The organism is Stutzerimonas stutzeri, from assembly GCF_024448955.1.
In the GTDB taxonomy this organism is placed as follows: domain Bacteria; phylum Pseudomonadota; class Gammaproteobacteria; order Pseudomonadales; family Pseudomonadaceae; genus Stutzerimonas; species Stutzerimonas stutzeri_AQ.
This window is the reverse complement of sequence record NZ_JAMOIH010000003.1, coordinates 221,125-236,933: the sequence shown is the minus strand read 5'-3', so window position 1 is coordinate 236,933 and position 15,809 is coordinate 221,125. Positions and strand designations below refer to the sequence as shown.

At 63.1% G+C, this 15,809-nt stretch carries 11 protein-coding genes and 1 pseudogene; 4 read left to right on the top strand and 8 right to left on the bottom strand.

The features are described 5' to 3' along the window. Window positions 1–71: 71 nt before the first annotated feature. The 3 genes from NA645_RS04615 to glnK all read right to left on the bottom strand — a co-directional run bounded on the left by NA645_RS04615 (window position 72) and on the right by glnK (window position 3,252). Window positions 72–1,325 (bottom strand): ammonium transporter, encoded by a 1,254-nt coding sequence (locus tag NA645_RS04615; RefSeq protein WP_256047745.1) that lies wholly within the window; start codon window positions 1,323–1,325, stop codon window positions 72–74. 117 nt (window positions 1,326–1,442) lie between these two features. Next, window positions 1,443–2,759 (bottom strand): ammonium transporter, encoded by a 1,317-nt coding sequence (locus NA645_RS04610; protein WP_256047744.1) that lies wholly within the window; start codon window positions 2,757–2,759, stop codon window positions 1,443–1,445. Between the two features lie 154 nt (window positions 2,760–2,913). Then, on the bottom strand, window positions 2,914–3,252 hold the full coding sequence (glnK, locus tag NA645_RS04605; RefSeq protein WP_003096476.1) for a P-II family nitrogen regulator: 339 nt from the start codon (window positions 3,250–3,252) through the stop codon (window positions 2,914–2,916). 393 nt (window positions 3,253–3,645) lie between these two features. Here glnK and NA645_RS04600 point away from each other — a divergent pair, with 393 nt between their 5' ends. The 4 genes and pseudogenes from NA645_RS04600 to rep all read left to right on the top strand — a co-directional run bounded on the left by NA645_RS04600 (window position 3,646) and on the right by rep (window position 9,809). Further along, window positions 3,646–3,909, top strand: a complete 264-nt coding sequence (locus NA645_RS04600; RefSeq protein ID WP_256047743.1) for an accessory factor UbiK family protein — start codon at window positions 3,646–3,648, stop codon at window positions 3,907–3,909. 27 nt (window positions 3,910–3,936) lie between these two features. Next, window positions 3,937–5,442 (top strand): annotated as a pseudogene (locus NA645_RS04595) (YifB family Mg chelatase-like AAA ATPase); the annotation flags it as partial. Between the two features lie 213 nt (window positions 5,443–5,655). Then, entirely contained in the window at window positions 5,656–7,629 is a 1,974-nt protein-coding gene (locus tag NA645_RS04590) for a BCCT family transporter (protein WP_256047741.1), read from the top strand. 170 nt (window positions 7,630–7,799) lie between these two features. Then, complete coding sequence (gene rep / locus NA645_RS04585) at window positions 7,800–9,809, top strand: DNA helicase Rep (RefSeq protein ID WP_256047740.1); 2,010 nt, start codon at window positions 7,800–7,802, stop codon at window positions 9,807–9,809. Between the two features lie 153 nt (window positions 9,810–9,962). Here rep and NA645_RS04580 read toward each other — a convergent pair whose 3' ends face one another. The 5 genes from NA645_RS04580 to gap all read right to left on the bottom strand — a co-directional run bounded on the left by NA645_RS04580 (window position 9,963) and on the right by gap (window position 15,670). Then, window positions 9,963–10,727: an IclR family transcriptional regulator gene (locus NA645_RS04580; RefSeq protein ID WP_256047739.1), complete on the bottom strand. Its 765-nt coding sequence runs from the start codon at window positions 10,725–10,727 to the stop codon at window positions 9,963–9,965. A gap of 345 nt (window positions 10,728–11,072) precedes the next feature. After that, window positions 11,073–12,575: a CoA-acylating methylmalonate-semialdehyde dehydrogenase gene (locus NA645_RS04575; protein ID WP_256047738.1), complete on the bottom strand. Its 1,503-nt coding sequence runs from the start codon at window positions 12,573–12,575 to the stop codon at window positions 11,073–11,075. A 5-nt stretch (window positions 12,576–12,580) separates the two neighbouring features. After that, complete coding sequence (locus NA645_RS04570; protein WP_256047737.1) at window positions 12,581–13,747, bottom strand: iron-containing alcohol dehydrogenase; 1,167 nt, start codon at window positions 13,745–13,747, stop codon at window positions 12,581–12,583. A gap of 289 nt (window positions 13,748–14,036) precedes the next feature. Beyond that, on the bottom strand, window positions 14,037–14,660 hold the full coding sequence (locus tag NA645_RS04565; RefSeq protein WP_256047736.1) for a cyclodeaminase/cyclohydrolase family protein: 624 nt from the start codon (window positions 14,658–14,660) through the stop codon (window positions 14,037–14,039). A 2-nt stretch (window positions 14,661–14,662) separates the two neighbouring features. Further along, entirely contained in the window at window positions 14,663–15,670 is a 1,008-nt protein-coding gene (gene gap / locus NA645_RS04560) for a type I glyceraldehyde-3-phosphate dehydrogenase (protein WP_256047735.1), read from the bottom strand. Window positions 15,671–15,809 lie beyond the last annotated feature (139 nt).

Below are 15,809 nucleotides of genomic sequence, written 5' to 3'. Positions count from 1 at the left end.
CGGGCGCATTCTAGCGCGGCGGTAGAAAAAACAAAGGGCGCCCGCAGGCGCCCTTGTCGTCACGTTGACGATTATCGCTTGCTGGTGAACTCCGGATAGGCTTCGAGGCCACACTCAGCCACGTCGACGCCCTCGTATTCTTCCTCTTCGCTCACTCGCAGGCCCATCACGGCCTTGATGATGCCCCAGACGATCAGGCTGGAGATGAAGACCCAGGCGAAGATGCAAGCCAGCCCCAGCAGCTGCGCGCCGAAGGATGCATCGGCATTGGTCAGCGGCACCGCCAGCAGACCCCACATGCCGACCACGCCGTGCACCGAAATGGCACCAACCGGGTCATCGATCCGTAGCTTGTCCAGGCCGAGGATGCTGAACACCACTAGCACGCCGCCGACACCGCCGATCAGCACGGCCTGCAGAGCGCTCGGAGTCAGCGGCTCGGCGGTTATCGCCACCAGACCGGCCAGTGCACCGTTGAGAATCATGGTCAGGTCGGACTTGCCGAACAGCAGACGTGCGGTAATCAGCGCCGCGACCAGCCCGCCAGCGGCGGCCATGTTGGTATTAGTGAACACCTGGGCGACGGCGTTGGCGTCCTCGATGGTGCTCATGCGCAGCTGCGAGCCACCGTTGAAGCCGAACCAGCCCATCCACAGGATGAAGGTGCCCAGAGTCGCCAGCGGCAGGTTGGCGCCGGGAATCGCGTTGATCTGGCCGTTCGGGCCGTACTTGCCCTTGCGCGCGCCCAGCAGCAGCACGCCAGCCAGCGCAGCCGAGGCACCGGCCATGTGCACCAAACCCGAGCCGGCGAAATCGAGGAAGCCTGCCGCGTCGAGGAAACCGCCGCCCCACTTCCAGAAGCCCTGAATCGGGTAGATAAACCCAGTCATCACCACGGCGAAGGCGATGAAGGCCCAGAGTTTCATGCGCTCGGCCACCGCGCCGGACACCACCGACATACAGGTTGCGGCGAACACGATCTGGAAGAAGAAATCGGCCCGCGCCGAATAGTACGGCGCATCCTCGCCACCCGCCGCGACCACGTCGACCGCGTTCTCATCGCCAATCAGAAAACCCAGGCTCGGCAGGATGCCGCCTTCGGGACTCGAATACATGATGTAGTAGCCGATCAGCAGATACATGATCGAAGCCACCGAATACAACACGATGTTCTTGGTAAGAATTTCCGCCGTGTTCTTGGCCCGCACCAGACCGGATTCGAGCATGGCGAAACCGGCCGCCATCCACATCACCAGCGCACCGCAGATGACGAAGTAGAAGGTATCGAGTCCGTACTGGACGGGTATCAAAGCTGTGCTGTCCATGTGTCACCTCTTGCTGTCGCGCGTTTTGCGCCGTTCGGTCGCCGGCAGACCTTTCTCGCGGCAAGCCGGCCCCAAACCCGGGGTTGGCTCCCGGGGGTTCGTACTCTTGATCGGGATTTACAGGTTGTAGCCGCGCTCGTTGTGCAGGCTGAGGTCGAGGCCGACGGTTTCTTCGTCCTCGCTGACCCGCAGGCCCATCAGCCAATCGATCACCTTGAGAATCACGAATGTGACGATCGCCGTGTAGACGACGGTGAACAGCACGCCCTTGAGCTGGATCCACAGCTGCAGCGCGATGTTGTCCACCTCACCGAAGCCGCCCAGTGCAGGCGCTGCGAATGCGCCGGTGAGCAACGCACCGACGATGCCGCCGATGCCATGCACGCCAAAGGCATCCAGCGAGTCGTCGTAACCGAGCTTGCGTTTCAGGCTGGTGGCGCAGAAGAAGCAGATGACGCCCGAAGCCAGACCGATGATCAGTGCGCCCATCGGGCCGACCGTGCCAGCAGCGGGCGTGATGGCAACCAGGCCGGCGACCACGCCGGAGGCGATGCCCAGAGCACTGGGTTTGCCATGCGTCAGCCACTCGGCAAACATCCAGCCTAGAGCCGCGGCAGCGGTGGCGATCTGCGTCACGAGCATGGCCATGCCCGCGGTGCCGTTGGCGCCCAGCGAGGACCCGGCATTGAAGCCGAACCAGCCGATCCAGAGCATTGCGGCGCCCACCAATGTCAGCCCCAGGTTGTGTGGCGCCATCGGCGTGGTCGGGAAGCCCTTGCGCTTGCCGAGCACGAGGCAAGCCACAAGGCCAGCGATACCGGCGTTGATGTGCACCACGGTGCCGCCGGCGAAATCGAGCACGCCCCAATCCCACATCAGGCCGCCGTCACCGCCCCAGACCATATGGGCGATCGGCGCATAGACCAGAGTGAACCAGACGCCCATGAACACCAGCATCGCGGAAAACTTCATCCGCTCGGCGAAGGCACCGACGATCAGCGCCGGGGTGATGATGGCGAAGGTCATCTGGAAGGTGATGAACACGCTTTCCGGAACCGTGCCGGTGAGGCTGTCTGGGGTCAGGCCGCTGAGAAAAGCACGGTCGAGCCCGCCGATAAAGGAGCTGAAATTGGTGACGCCTGCTTCCATGCCGGTGGTGTCGAACGCCAGGCTGTAGCCGTAGGCCATCCAGAGGATGCTCATCAGGCCTGCGATGGCGAAGCACTGCAGCATGACGGACAGGATGTTCTTGGAGCGGACCATGCCGCCGTAGAACAAGGCCAGGCCAGGGATGGTCATGAACAGCACCAGGGCGGTGGCTGTGAGCATCCAGGCCGTGTCGCCTGAATCGAGCGTCACGTCCTGCGCCAAGGCGATGCCTGGGCTTATCAGAGACAAAAGGGCTCCTAGCCCTGCGAATCTTCGCAGAGTCATGGTTTTACTCCTGGGGCGTGGGGGGTTCGTAGGCCTGCCGAAGCAGGCAATCGCAAAGCGTCGGATCGTGCGTAGCGTCTTGAAATCAGGTTTGGCTGATTTCGCCTGAGCTCGGGCGTTGCCCGGTCAGTGGTTCGCTACGCAACGACGCCGATCAGATCGCGTCGGTATCGGTTTCGCCTGTGCGGATGCGGATGGCCTGTTCCAGATTGACGACGAAAATCTTGCCGTCGCCGATCTTGCCAGTGTTGGCGGCCTTGGTGATGGCCTCGATCACGCGGTCCAGCTGGTCGTCGGCAATCGCCACGTCGATCTTTACCTTCGGCAGAAAATCGACCACGTATTCAGCGCCGCGATACAGTTCGGTGTGGCCTTTCTGGCGCCCGAAACCCTTGACCTCGGTGACCGTGATGCCCTGGACGCCGATTTCGGACAGCGACTCGCGTACGTCGTCCAGCTTGAACGGCTTGATGATGGCAGTAACTAATTTCATGAAAACTTCTCCCGTTTAGGTGGACTTGCCCCAGAAGTACGAACCCAGGACAAGTCTAAGCTCTGTGTCTGGCTCTTGTAACGCGTCGACATAGCCGAGCGACCTCCAACACCATCAGCCGATCCGACGAAACGTCCTGAATCGTCTGCGCACCGCAACGCACCGGCGCGTCTTCATGACGAGCAAAGCAGAATCAATGCCAGGTCCGTGAGAAGTGCGTGATAGTGCGCCTCACCGCAGCCGCGCAGGCGCATCGCTGACAGAGCCACGAAGCCCATGCACCAATACCGGGCAATGCGATGTGACCACCTGCCCATAAACGTGCACTGCGACGAAAATCGGCCTCAAACGGGCCGTGCTACACTGCCGGCCGCTCAGAAACAGGTGATGTCCATGCTCCCACCCAAAGCTTTTCTCGACGCCATCGGCTCTCAGGCTTCACGCCTGTTCAACGGCGAGACGCCGCTACCCCGCCCCGAAATCGAAGCCCAGTTCAAAAGCATCGTGCAAAGTGCGCTGAGCAAACTGGACGTTGTCAGCCGCGACGAATTCGACAACCAGATGGTGGTGCTCGCGCGCACCCGAGCGCGGCTCGAAGCACTCGAGGCCAAGGTCGCCGAGCTGGAAGAAAGATTGCAGCCACCCGCCGCCGACTAAGCTCGGTGGCGACACGATCAAAGGAGTGATCGAATGTCCCTCGCCATAGTTCATAGCCGCGCCCAGGTGGGCGTCGAGGCGCCTGCCGTCACGGTCGAAGCCCATCTGGCCAACGGCCTGCCTTCGCTGGCATTGGTCGGTTTACCGGAAACCGCCGTCAAGGAAAGCAAGGATCGCGTGCGCAGCGCGATCCTGACCTCCGACTTCGATTTCCCGGCCCGCCGCATCACGCTCAATCTCGCCCCCGCCGATCTGCCGAAAGACGGTGGCCGCTTCGACCTGGCCATCGCCTTGGGTATTCTCGCCGCCAGTGGACAGATTCCCGCAGACCGCCTCGATACCCTGGAATGTCTGGGCGAGTTGGCGCTATCCGGCGCGCTACGACCGGTGCAGGGTGTGTTGCCTGCGGCCTTGGCGGCACGTCAGGCCGGGCGCGCGCTGCTGGTGCCGCGAGCCAATGCCGAGGAGGCCAGTCTGGCTTCAGGGTTGGTGGTTTACGCCGCTGATCATTTGCTGGAAGTCGCGGCGCACTTCAACGGCGTCACGCCTATCGCTCCCTTCGAGGCCCAGGGCCTGCTGCGTCAGGTGCTGCCCTACCCCGACCTCGCCGATGTGCAGGGCCAGGCTGCCGCCAAACGCGGCTTATTGGTCGCGGCGGCTGGCGCACACAACCTGCTTTTTTCAGGCCCTCCGGGCACCGGCAAGACGCTGCTGGCCAGCCGTCTTCCTGGTTTGCTCCCACCACTGGAAGAGCAGGAAGCGCTGGAGGTCGCGGCGATTCATTCGGTCGCCAGCCAGTCGCCGCTGGAGCATTGGCCGCAACGACCGTTTCGCCAGCCCCATCACAGTGCATCCGGCCCGGCGCTCGTTGGTGGTGGCAGCCGACCGCGGCCCGGCGAGATTACGCTGGCGCACCAGGGCGTGCTATTTCTCGACGAGCTGCCGGAGTTCGATCGCAAGGTACTGGAAGTGCTAAGAGAGCCCCTGGAATCAGGTTGTATCGTGATCGCGCGAGCACGGGACAAGGTACGTTTCCCAGCCCGTTTTCAGCTGGTCGCGGCAATGAATCCCTGCCCGTGCGGCTACCTGGGCGATCCGAGTGGCCGCTGTCGCTGTTCGCCAGATCAGATCCAGCGCTACCGCGGCAAGCTGTCCGGGCCACTGCTTGATCGTATCGACCTGCACCTCACGGTGGCACGCGAAGCCACCGCGCTGAACGCGCCACCCGCAACCAGCGACAATACCGCCGTGGTCGCCGAACAGGTTGCTCAGGCACGACGCATTCAACTGGCCCGCCAAGGCTGCGCGAACGCCTTTCTCGATCTCACCGGACTGCGAACTCATTGCCAACTGCAGGCAGACGACCAGCAGTGGCTGGAGCGCGCCTGTGAGCGTTTGGGGCTTTCACTGCGGGCGGCGCACCGGATTTTGAAGGTCGCGCGGACCTTGGCGGACCTGCAACAGGACGCGTTGATCGGCCGCCGACATCTGGCCGAAGCGCTGCAATACCGACCGGGTAGCCAGGCATCCTGAGGCGCGATGCGGCCGCTGGATGGGGTTCACCGTGCGGTTCCGACAGCAAATCACGGTTTGCAGAAGCGTGCCGCAATACGCCGAATTGTGCGGTCACATCCTGTAAGCCCTCGTGGCAAGGCCCTTCGCCCGGTCGGCCGACGGTCGCTATGTTAGAGTGCATCCCCTTTCGCCACAGGCGGCCCACTCCCTTTCGGTATCAAGGAGCGCAGCATGGAGGCCAAAAAGTCTTCCTCTTCCACCATCAACCCTCCCGTCTTTTTCGGCTCTGCCGTACTGATTCTCGCGCTGGTGATCTACAGCGTTGCCTTTTCCGAACATGCGCAAACGCTGTTCGGCGACGTCCAGGCCTGGATCATCGCCAATCTCAGTTGGCTTTATATCCTTGCCGTCGCCATCATCCTGCTGATGGTGGTGGTGCTCGCGCTCAGCCGCTACGGCGATATCAAGCTCGGCCCCGATCACAGTGAACCTGATTACTCAATGCTGACCTGGTTCGCCATGCTGTTTTCCGCTGGCATGGGGATCGGCCTGATGTTCTTCGGCGTTGCCGAGCCGGTGATGCACTTCCTCTCGCCGCCCGTCGGTGAGGGTGGCACCGTTGCTGCGGCGCGCGAGGCGATGAAGATCACCTTCTTCCACTGGGGTCTGCATGCCTGGGCGGTCTACGCCATCGTGGCGATGATCCTGGCTTACTTCGCCTACCGCCATGGCCTGCCGCTGACCCTCCGCTCGGCGCTCTATCCACTGATCGGTGAGCGGATATACGGCCCGATCGGTCACGCCGTGGATATCTTCGCCATCATCGGCACCGTGCTGGGCGTCGCCACATCGTTGGGGCTGGGCGTCACACAAATTAATACCGGCCTCAACCATTTGTATGGTCTGCCCATTTCGGTACCGGTGCAGATCGGCCTGATCGCCGCTACCACTTTGTTAGCGACCATTTCCGTGGTCACTGGGTTGGACAAAGGCGTGCGGCGCCTCTCAGAGCTGAACCTCAGCCTCGCTGCGCTGTTGATGCTGCTGGTTCTGATAGCAGGCCCTACCGTGTTCATCCTGCAGACCTTCGTGCAGAACACCGGCAATTACTTCTCGCAGATCGTCACTGCCACCTTCAATCTCTACGCCTACGAGCCGAACGACTGGATCGGTGGCTGGACCCTGTTCTACTGGGGCTGGTGGCTTGCCTGGTCGCCCTTTGTCGGGCTGTTCATCGCGCGTATTTCCCGTGGCCGGACGATCCGAGAGTTCGTTACCGGCGTGCTGCTGGTACCGACCGCCTTCACCCTGTTGTGGATGACCGTGTTCGGCGACACCGCCATCCACATGATCCTCTGGGAGCACGTGACCAGCCTGGGCGAGGCCGTCGACCGAGACAGCTCGCTGGCCTTGTTCGCCTTCCTCGAACACTTCCCATTTTCCGGACTGCTTTCGCTGGTCGCGATCATCATGGTGGTGGTGTTCTTCGTCACCTCGGCGGATTCCGGCGCGCTGGTGGTGGATATGCTTGCCTCTGGCGGCCAGGAAAGTACACCAGTCTGGCAGCGTGTCTTCTGGGCCGGCTCGATGGGCGCCGTCGCCATCGCCCTGCTGCTGGCCGACGGCCTGACGGCGCTACAGACCGCCACCATCGCCAGCGCCCTGCCCTTCACCCTTGCGCTGCTGTGCTCGATGTGGGGCCTACTGAAGGCGTTGCGCCTGGATGCCACCAAGCAGGGGTTGCGCTACCAGGCGATCACCACCTCACCGACCACGCCGCGCGCCTACAGCGACTGGCAGCGACGCCTGAGCAATCTGACGAAGTTCCCGCGACGCCCCGACGTAGTGCGCTTCATCGCCGGCGTGGCTCGTCCCGCCTGTGAAGCAGTCGCCGAGGAGATTCGCAAACAGGGCTACGGTGCAACCGTCGAAGAAGGCGAGGACCGCCGCGTCCGCATCGAAATCACCCACGAAGGCGAGCCCGACTTCATCTATGAAATACGCCCCCGCGCCTATGCGATGCCGAGCTTCGTGCCCAGCAACGAAGACGACGAGCCCGGCGAACGCAAATATTTCCGTGCCGAAGTCCACCTCAAGGAAGGCGGCCAAGACTACGACGTCATGGGCTGGAGCCGCGAAGGCGTGATCGGCGACATCCTCGATCAATACGAGAAGCACATGCACTTCTTGCATATGGTCAGGTAGCAGCGGGCTGGAGGCTGAACGACAAGCGACGCGAATGGCCGAGCTTTTTCGTCTAGCCTCCAGCGACTGTGCCGCACCTGACGGCCGGTTGCCGCAGCTGAATCCTCGCGCGGTATTGACCGCGCAGCCCTGCTAAACTCCCGCCCCGCCCTCAGACACCCCGAACGACCATGTCCCGACTCAATCCCCGGCAGCAGGAAGCCGTGAACTACGTCGGCGGCCCCATGCTGGTGCTCGCCGGCGCCGGCTCCGGCAAGACAAGTGTGATCACCCGCAAGATCGCCTACCTCATCCAGCAGTGCGGCATCCGCGCGCAATACATCGTGGCGGTGACCTTCACCAACAAGGCTGCGCGCGAGATGAAGGAGCGGGTCAGCGGCCTGCTGCGTGGTGGCGAAGGGCGCGGGCTGACCGTGTCGACCTTCCACAACCTGGGCCTGAACATCATCCGCAAGGAATACGCGAAGCTGGGCTACAAGCCCGGCTTCTCGATCTTCGACGAAGGCGACATCAAGGCGCTGCTGACCGACATCATGCAGAAGGAATACGCCGGCGATGACGGCGTCGACGAGATCAAGAATTACATCGGCAGCTGGAAAAACGACCTGGTCACGCCCGAGGAAGCGCTGGCCAACGCGCGCAACCCCAAGGAGCAGACCGCCGCCATCGTCTACACCCACTACCAGCGCACGCTCAAGGCGTACAACGCGGTGGATTTCGACGACCTGATCATGCAACCGGTGAAGCTGTTCCAGGACAACCCCGAAGTACTGGAGAAGTGGCGCAACAAGGTGCGCTACATGCTGGTGGACGAATATCAGGACACCAACGCCAGCCAATATTTGCTGGTGAAATTGCTGGTGCAGGAACGCGCGCACTTCACCGTGGTGGGCGACGACGACCAGTCGATCTACGCCTGGCGCGGCGCGCGACCGGAAAACCTGATGCAACTCAAAGAGGACTTCCCCTCGCTGAAAGTGGTGATGCTGGAGCAGAACTACCGCTCCACCAGCCGCATCCTCAAATGCGCCAACGTGCTGATCGCCAACAACCCCCACGCCTTCGAGAAGCAGCTGTGGTCGGAGATGGGCCATGGCGACCCAATCCGCGTGATCCGCTGCCGCAACGAGGAAGCCGAGGCCGAGCGCGTGGCGATGGAAATCCTCACCCTGCACTTGAAGACCGAGCGGCCCTACAGCGATTTCGCCATCCTCTACCGCGGCAACTACCAGGCCAAGCTGATCGAGCTGAAGCTGCAGCATCACCAGATCCCCTATCGCCTATCCGGCGGCACCAGCTTCTTCGGTCGCCAGGAAGTGAAGGACCTGATGAGCTACTTCCGCCTGCTGGTGAACCCCGATGACGACAACGCCTTCCTGCGGGTGATCAACGTGCCGCGCCGGGAAATCGGCTCCACCACCCTGGAAAAGCTCGGTAACTACGCCACCGCACGCAAGATATCCATGTACGCCGCCTGCGACGAGATTGGCCTGGGCGAGCTGATGGACAGCCGCTTCACCGACCGCCTGTCGCGCTTCAAACACTACATGGACAACCTGCGCCAGCAGTGCGCGCAGAACGACCCCATCGCTGCCCTGCGCAGCATGGTCATGGACATCGACTACGAGACCTGGGTGCGCTCGCAGACTTCCAGCGACAAGGCCGCGGACTTTCGCATGGGCAACGTCTGGTTCCTCATCGACGCGCTGAAGAACACCCTGGAGCGCGACGAAGAAGGCGAGATGACCATCGAGGAAGCCATCGCCAAGCTGGTGCTGCGCGACATGCTCGAACGCCAGCAGGAAGAGGAAGAAGGCGCCGAAGGCGTGCAGATGATGACCCTGCATGCGTCCAAGGGACTGGAATTTCCCTACGTGTTCATCCTCGGCATGGAAGAAGAAATCCTCCCGCACCGCTCCAGCATCGAAGCCGACACCATCGAGGAAGAGCGCCGCCTGGCCTACGTCGGCATCACCCGTGCCCGGCAGAACCTGGCTATGACCTTCGCCGCTAAGCGCAAGCAGTACGGCGAAATCATCGAATGCATGCCCAGCCGCTTCCTCGATGAACTGCCCCAGGAAGACTTGGAATGGGAAGGTCAGGAAGACGCACCGGTCGAGGTCAAGGCCGCGCGCGGCAATGACGCGCTGGCGGCGATGCGGGCGATGTTGAAGCGCTGAAACAGGCGTAGGACAAACCGTAGGGTGGGCCGGGCGGCGTTCCGCTTCAGCCCACCAACGCAATTGCACCGCCCACTGGTGGGCTGAAGCCCACCCTACAGATGAAGCGGAGCGCCGCCCGACGGAACGCCGCCCGCCCCACTCTACGACGCGTCAACCGCTGACGATCGCCTCCAGCTCCTTCGCCGCCGCGCGCAAACGCGGGACGAAGGCCAGCAGCGGCTCCATCGAGCAGCGGATCACGGGCGCGTGGGTGAATAGGCAGGCGCTCAGCTCACCACGGCCATCGCGCACCGGGACCGCGCAAGCGACCATGCCGTCGATGAATTCCTCCGAATCGGTGGCCAGGTCTTCTTCACGAATCCGCGCGAGATCGTCGCGCAGGGCGCTGAGGTCAGTGATGGTATTTCGCGCCATTTGCTGGATCGGCAGGCGCGGCAGGATCCGCTCCAGTTGCTCGTTAGGCAGCGACGCCAGATAGAGCTTGCCGCTGGCGGTGCACCAGAGCGGCGTATGACTGCCGATGGGCAGGTTGATCTGCAGCGGCCAGTTGGTCTGGACCCGGTCGAAATAGAGCATGTCCAACCCGTCCGGCACCGACAGTCCGCAGGTTTCACCGATCTCCCCCGACAGCTGGCGCAGGATCACCTGGCGCAACGCCTTGTGCCGGCCGCTGCCAAGGATATTCACCGCAGTGGCATGCAGACGGTCGCCGGGCAGCAAGCCGCCGCGCAGGCCGAATTGCAGGAAGCCCTCTTTCTCCAGCGTTTGCACCAGCCGATGAGCGCTGGCCTTGGGGATGTCCAGTTTCTCCGCCAAGGCGCTGGGCGTTAGTGGTTCTGCCGCGCCGGCAACAGCTTCGATGATTTCCAGCACGCGGGTGATGGATGAGCCTTTTTCGCGGGGAGTACTGCGCATCGCCTACCCTGTCGTCCGAATGAAAGAGCGCGCGCCCTATGAGGCGGCACGAGTGTAACGGCCGGCACAAGCAGCGCAACCGTCGGGGTTGCGGAATGCCGAAGCGACGCCTTCGCACGGTCCAGAAATCCGCAACGGGCCGTTCGTAGGGTGCGCTCCGCGCACCAACGGGCATGGTACATACGTGCGCGCAGCGCACCCTACGTCGGACGGGCCGTCCTTTACTTCATCATTGACATCGAACACCCGTGGGGTGGGCTTTAGCCCACCGATAACGGCGCTAATTTACCGCGGCGCGTATAGCTGAACGCCAAGCGCGCCCGTCATACCTCGGATGAGGTCGACTCACTTCATCGTCGGCATCGAGAAATCAGCCCCGGCGCGAATACCCGTCGGCCAGCGCCGAGTCACCGTCTTCATCCGGGTGAAGAATCGCACGCCGTCCGGGCCGTGCATGTTCAGCGGGCCGAACACCGAGCGCTTCCAGCCGCCGAAGCAATGGAAGGCCATGGGTACCGGGATCGGCACGTTGACGCCGACCATGCCGACCTTCACGTTCTCCTCGAATTGCCGCGCGGTGTCGCCGTCGCGGGTGAAGATCGAAGTGCCGTTGCCGTATTCGTGGTCGTTGACCAGTTTCAGCGCCTCATCGAACGAATCGACGCGCACCACCGCCAGCACCGGGCCGAAGATTTCTTCCTGGTAGATGCGCATCTGTGGGGTCACGTGATCGAACAGCGTCGGGCCGACATAGAAGCCATTCTCGTAGCCCTCGACCTTAATGCCACGCCCATCGCACACCAGCGTCGCGCCCTCTTCCACGCCCAGGTCGATATAGCCGCTGACCTTTTGTTGATGTTCGCGAGTGACCAGCGGGCCCATCTGCGGCTCGGGTTCGACGCCCGTGCCCGGGCCGGTGCGCAGCTGCGCGATTTCGCCCTTGAGCATCTCGACCAGGTTGTCCGCCACCTCGTCGCCGACGCACACCGCCACCGAAATCGCCATGCAGCGCTCGCCAGCCGAGCCGTAGGCCGCGCCCATCAGCGAGCTGACCACCTGCTGCGGATCAGCGTCGGGCATGATCACCATGTGGTTCTTCGCACCGCCCAGGGCCTGGCAGCGCTTGCCATGGGCCGAGGCGGTCTTGTAGATGTATTCGGCGATGGGCGTCGAGCCGACGAAGCTCACCGACTGCACGCGCTCGTCGGTCAGCAGCACGTCCACCGCCTCCTTGTCGCCATTGACGATGTTCAGCACGCCGGCCGGCAGCCCCGCATCGGCCAGCAATTCGCCGAGCAGCATGGTCGCGCTCGGATCCTTCTCCGAGGGCTTTAGGACGAAGGTATTACCGCAGGCGATGGCCACCGGCAGCATCCACAGAGGGACCATGGCCGGGAAGTTGAACGGGGTGATGCCGACGCACACGCCCAGCGGCTGCATCAGCGAGTTGGAGTCGATGTCGCGACCAACATTGGAGGAGAACTCGCCTTTGAGCAGGTGCGGAATGCCGCAGGCGAACTCCACCACTTCCAACCCGCGAGTGACTTCGCCCTGGGCGTCGGAGAACACCTTGCCATGCTCCAGCGAGATCAGCCGCGCGACCTCGTCGCGACGCGCTTCGAGCAGCGCTTTGAAGCGGAACATCACCCGTGCACGTACCAGCGGTGGCGTCTTCGACCAGCCTTCGAAAGCGGCCTGGGCCGAGGCAATGGCGTCGCGGGTTTCGTCTGCCGAGGACAACGATACGTAAAGACGCGGCTCGCCAGTGGCCGGGTTGTAGACGGTCGCGTGGCGTTCGAAGCGGCCAGCAACGGCCTCGTTGTTGATCAGGTTGCCGAGGGTCTGCATGGGGCTCACTCCTGGTTCCAGACGGTTTCGTAAAGGTCGATGATTTCCGCTTCGGTTGGCACGCGCGGGTTGTTGCCCGGCGAACCCGAGGCTAACGCCTGCTTCGCCATGGCTTCGCGCAGCTCGAAGAAGCGTTCTCGGGTAATGCCGAACTGCTCAGGGCTTGGTACCTGCAGCTCTTTGTTGATTGCACGGAGCTCGTTCAACAGCTTGTTATTGGCCGTCTCGACGCTGTCGCCTTCACCTGCCACGCCCATGGCGCGGGCGCAATCGGCGTAGCGCTCCGGCGCCGCCGGAATCGAAAACGCGGTGATCGCCGGCAGCAGCATGGCGTTGGACAGCCCGTGCGGCACATGGAAGAAGGCGCCGATGGGCCGGCTCATGCCATGCACCAGCGCCACCGAGGCGTTGGAGAAGGCGATGCCGGCCAGGGTCGCGCCAAGCATCATCGCCTCCCGCGCCGCGCGGTTGTCCGGCTCGTGATAAGCCGCGCGCAGATTGGGCGCCAGCAGGCGCATGGCCTGCAGCGCCTGGGCATCGCTGTAGAGGCTGGCCTTGCGGCTGACATACGCCTCGATGGCGTGCGTCAGCGCATCGATACCGGTATCGGCGGTCACCCGCGGAGGCAGCGAGAGGGTCAGCTCGTAGTCGATCAGCGCGGCGACCGGCATGAAACCCAGCCCGGCGCAGAGCATTTTCTCGTCGCTGGTCTCGTCGGTGATGATGGTGAAGCGGGTCGCTTCCGAACCGGTGCCGGCGGTGGTGGGAATGGCGATCAGCGGCAACCCGGCCTCGCTGACATCGCGCGGGAAGCGGTAGTCGCGCATCTCGCCGCCGAACTTGCCGAGGATGCCGATGGCCTTGGCCGAATCGATGGGGCTGCCACCGCCGAGGGCGATGATCGAGTCATAGTTGCCCTGGCGCACCATTTCGACGCCGGCATGAATCGAGGCTGCCGTCGGCTCGGGCAAGGTATCGGCGAAGCAGTCGCTGGGAATGTCGGCCTTGGCCAGCGTCTCGCTGATTCGCGCCACGTAGCCCAGCTCGACCATCATCCGGTCGGTGACGATCAGCGGGCGTTTGCAGCCCAGGTTGTGCAGCACCGAGACGATTTGCTGACTGGCGCCGGCGCCGACTTCCATCAGACGCGGCAGGACGATGCGATGGCTCATGGTGTTCTCCGGTGGGTCTCGCGAAGCGCTTATCACGACGGCGTGGCCGCCAGGCGAAACGCTTGCACGAACGAGTTGCACGGGGAGACTCGGGGTCTCGTTTGTTATTTGGATGGCTCGTCTCATTCAGAGGCCAGACTAGAAGCAGACCGTAGAATATACAAGCTAAAACGAGACATTATTTCTCAATATAGGATTTCAACGAGGGCATCTCGCTGACATTCGCTTTGCCGCGCAGGACAGCATCGCCCGTCAAACCGATGTCTAGACGAAGCTTCGTGGGCCTGGTTCAGCGATGTTCGGGTGAGCTGCTGGCGTCGGATGCAACCCGGTCGAGCAATTGCTGCAAGACCTTATCGGCGTCCGTCTGCAAGCGTTCGCGAGCGCGCCCGGCCTGTTCGCGAGCCGCAGTGTCATCGAGACTTGCCATATCGGCATCGACATTGATCAGCGCGGCGCTGAGCCCGGCATGGATCAGCAGCGCGCCGGCCTGCACGTCGCTGCGCACCACAGCCGCAACCCGCGGCCAGGCCTCGTTGGCCAGATCCAGTGCCTCCAGGCAACTGTGCGCGGTCGCCAAGGGCACGGCGCAGGCTTGGCGTGAGGCCGTTTGGAGATCGGCCGTATCGTCGCGGCTGGCGTGCAGATAAGCCTGGAAGGCGCGGATATCCGCATCGGCGAACGCGCCAGGCCGGCCGATCAGGCTTTCAGCCGTTTGTAACAGCCGACGCCGCGCGGGCTCGCTGCCGCGCGCCTCGCTGATTCTCAGCCCCTTGAGCACCAGCGCCAGGCCGATATCCGAAACCACCGCGGCGGCGGCACCGCAGCCTGGAGTAGGCCGGTCCGCCGCAGTCGCATTGCGGAAATCGGCCAGCGACAGCCGCCAGACGCTGTCACCAGCTGGGCTATCCATATTCAGACCGTGCCGTTGCCCCAGGCCAACAGGACGTCGAGCATGCGGTTGGAGAACGCCCACTCGTTGTCGTACCAGGCCAGCACCTTGACCAAATCGCCCTGCACGCGTGTATGGCTGAGATCGGCCACGCAGGATGCCGGGTAGCCGAAGAAGTCGCGCGAGACCAGCGGCAGGTCGTTGCACTCCATCACCCCGAGCGGCATCGTCTGCGCGCCGTCACGCAAGATTTGGTTGACCGCCTCGACGCTCGCAGGCGCACGCTCGGCGACGAAGGTGAGGTCCACCAGCGAGACGTTCGGCGTCGGCACCCGCACCGACAGGCCATCCAGCCGCCCGGCCAGTTCCGGCAGCACCAGACCGATGGCTTTGGCGGCGCCGGTGGTCGAGGGAATCATCGACTCCGCCGCGGCACGGGCGCGGTAAAGGTCCTTGTGCGCCTTGTCCAGCAGATTCTGGTCGTTGGTATAGGCGTGCACGGTATTGAGCAGGCCCTGACGAATCCCCATAGCCTCATGCAGCACCTTGGCCAACGGCGCCAGGCAATTGGTGGTGCAGGACGCATTTGAAATCACTCGCTGGGTGCCCAGCAGCTCATGGTTGACGCCATAGACTACGGTCAGGTCGGCGCCATCGAGCGGGTGCGAGGCGAACACCCGGTTGGCTCCGGCCTGCAGATGTTGGTCGACCAACGCGCGCTTCTTGAACTTGCCCGAGCACTCCAGCACCACATCGACGCCGAGCTGCTTCCAGGGTAATTGCGCGGGGTCGCGCTCCTGCAGCAGTCGAATCGATTGCCCACGGATCTGCAGCATGTCCTCGTGCAGGTCGACCTGGCCATGAAAGCGCCCGAAGGTGGTGTCGAAGCGCGTCAGATGCGCCATCGCAGCCCGGTCACTGAGGTCGTTGATCGCCTCTATACGAATCTGGCTTTCCAGATTCCGCTCGAACAGGGCTCGCAACACGGCTCGGCCAATACGGCCATAACCATTGATGGCAATACGCAACATGGCGGTCTCCCAGGGGATCGTTGAGGCTTGTGCAAGATTAGTCGGACGATCACGGCGGTCGTTCACTGCATCCGAAGAAGATCGCCGAACGGCGAACCCGAGCGGCCCACATCAGTCGTAACCAGACAGGTCCGCCAAC

Excerpts from the sequence above, each read along its gene's own strand:
- NA645_RS04615 (WP_256047745.1), bottom strand. The coding sequence starts at position 1,325 with ATGGACAGCACAGCTTTGATACCCGTCCAGTACGGACTCGATACCTTC.
- NA645_RS04610 (WP_256047744.1), bottom strand. The coding sequence starts at position 2,759 with ATGACTCTGCGAAGATTCGCAGGGCTAGGAGCCCTTTTGTCTCTGATA.
- glnK (WP_003096476.1), bottom strand. The coding sequence starts at position 3,252 with ATGAAATTAGTTACTGCCATCATCAAGCCGTTCAAGCTGGACGACGTA.
- NA645_RS04600 (WP_256047743.1), top strand. The coding sequence starts at position 3,646 with ATGCTCCCACCCAAAGCTTTTCTCGACGCCATCGGCTCTCAGGCTTCA.
- NA645_RS04590 (WP_256047741.1), top strand. The coding sequence starts at position 5,656 with ATGGAGGCCAAAAAGTCTTCCTCTTCCACCATCAACCCTCCCGTCTTT.
- rep (WP_256047740.1), top strand. The coding sequence starts at position 7,800 with ATGTCCCGACTCAATCCCCGGCAGCAGGAAGCCGTGAACTACGTCGGC.
- NA645_RS04580 (WP_256047739.1), bottom strand. The coding sequence starts at position 10,727 with ATGCGCAGTACTCCCCGCGAAAAAGGCTCATCCATCACCCGCGTGCTG.
- NA645_RS04575 (WP_256047738.1), bottom strand. The coding sequence starts at position 12,575 with ATGCAGACCCTCGGCAACCTGATCAACAACGAGGCCGTTGCTGGCCGC.
- NA645_RS04570 (WP_256047737.1), bottom strand. The coding sequence starts at position 13,747 with ATGAGCCATCGCATCGTCCTGCCGCGTCTGATGGAAGTCGGCGCCGGC.
- NA645_RS04565 (WP_256047736.1), bottom strand. The coding sequence starts at position 14,660 with ATGGATAGCCCAGCTGGTGACAGCGTCTGGCGGCTGTCGCTGGCCGAT.
- gap (WP_256047735.1), bottom strand. The coding sequence starts at position 15,670 with ATGTTGCGTATTGCCATCAATGGTTATGGCCGTATTGGCCGAGCCGTG.